We start from the raw sequence: 1525 nt of genomic DNA, 5'->3' as shown, positions 1-1525 counted from the left end.
CCCATCAGGTCCCAGATGGCGTCGGGCTCACCGTCAAGCTTGAGCTTGTGCTCTCGAACTGGGTAGTAGCCGAAGAATGCATACGCCCTATTCAGCAGGTAGAGCTTGAACTGCGGCGGCGACGGCCATGTCTTCACTACCGCCGTTGCTCCGTCCACCAACCCGAGATCAGCTAGCTCAGTTACAGCGTCGACGATCGCCAGCGCGTGGCGTTCCATAATTCGGCCAGCACGGCGACGGAACGCAGGGCTGTCGGTGAGGTCCTCGACGCGTGCTGGTAATGACCAGGGCACGCTTGCATCCGGAACGAGCACGCGGACAGAAAGCGACTCCGGTCGCAATCGTCCGTGCCTGATCTTGTCAAGCGGTTCGGCGATTGCACCGTGGAGGGTTTCCCCTGAAAAACCGGCAAAGTCGATCGTGACAGCAGATTGCTCGAAGGCACGCTCAATATGAGGACGGAGACCGACTGGACGCTCAGTCCGCTCGCGGACGTAGACGCCACTTCCTTGTCGCGAGACAACAAGCCCTTCATCCCGCAAGACTCGGATGGCCTGCTGGACTGTCATCCGCGCAACGCCGTAGCGCTCGGCTAGCTGCGGGCCTGAAGGCAGTTTCTCTCCCGGCGCGATCGTCCGCGTCAGGATTGCCGCGCGCAGCGCATTGGCTACTTGCTGATATGGCGGTCTCGGATCGTCGGGGTCCAGGGGATCCATGGTCCGAAGCCTACGGCACCGCCAAAAATCTGACTAGGCAACCTAGGTCAAAGTGTTGCGTTGGGCACATTGGTTCGATACGCTCAACTTGTCTCGCCAACCTAGAAAAATTGCGCTAGAGGCTCCCAGGTGGATTGCAGTCCGCCTGGGAGCCAGCACCAAAGCAGTTCGTAGCTGCTTCAGCATTTCCGCACTTCAGGAACGGAGTCCCGAAGCATGTCCAGTGTAAATCCATGGGCCGGTCTGCCGGTCGTGCGTCGCGATGTGGAGCGTTCGCGGTGAGCGCGCCGAAGGGTTCGCCGAATGATCGTCTACGGCGGGCGGTGTTCGAGGCTCGGATGACTCCCGAGCAGTTGGCGCGCAAGATCGAGGTTAATCCGAAGACGGTTGAGCGGTGGATCACCCAAGGCCGTGTGCCGTATCCGGTTCACCAGTTCGCTGTGGCCGTGGCGATTGGTGTCCCTGAACGCGAGTTGTGGCCCGAGGGCTACACCCATCACCGGAGTCGCCATCTCCAGTCGGTACCGGAGGCATCGGAACCCCGATCCTCGACCGACCACAACAGCAGGGACCCCCGGCCCGGCGTCGGCGAGTCCGGCACGGTATTGAAATCGCTTCTGCAAGAACGGCACTGGCAGACACTCAGCGCGTTTCGGCGCGAGTATGACCGCGTCGCGGCTCAGTGCGAACCGCACATGGTCGGCCGCGCACCTGCCAAAGCTCAGTTCTACCGCTGGCTCTCAGGCGACCTCAAAGGAATGCCGTACCCGGATCATTGCCGGGTGCTGGAGGCGATGTTGCCCGGCACG

At 61.6% G+C, this 1525-nt stretch carries 1 protein-coding gene and 1 pseudogene; one reads left to right on the top strand and one right to left on the bottom strand.

Annotated features, from left to right (window positions below; all coding sequences use genetic code 11):
• A partial coding sequence (locus tag NN4_RS44585; protein ID WP_147144467.1) for a GntR family transcriptional regulator occupies positions 1-716 on the bottom strand: 716 nt, incomplete at its 3' end.
• A gap of 278 nt (positions 717-994) precedes the next feature.
• Here NN4_RS44585 and NN4_RS45600 point away from each other — a divergent pair.
• A pseudogene (locus NN4_RS45600) lies at positions 995-1525 on the top strand (hypothetical protein); the annotation flags it as partial.

The sequence above is a fragment of the Nocardia ninae NBRC 108245 genome (assembly GCF_007990755.1).
Classification (GTDB): domain Bacteria; phylum Actinomycetota; class Actinomycetes; order Mycobacteriales; family Mycobacteriaceae; genus Nocardia; species Nocardia ninae.
This window is presented reverse-complemented; position numbering and strand designations above follow the sequence as displayed.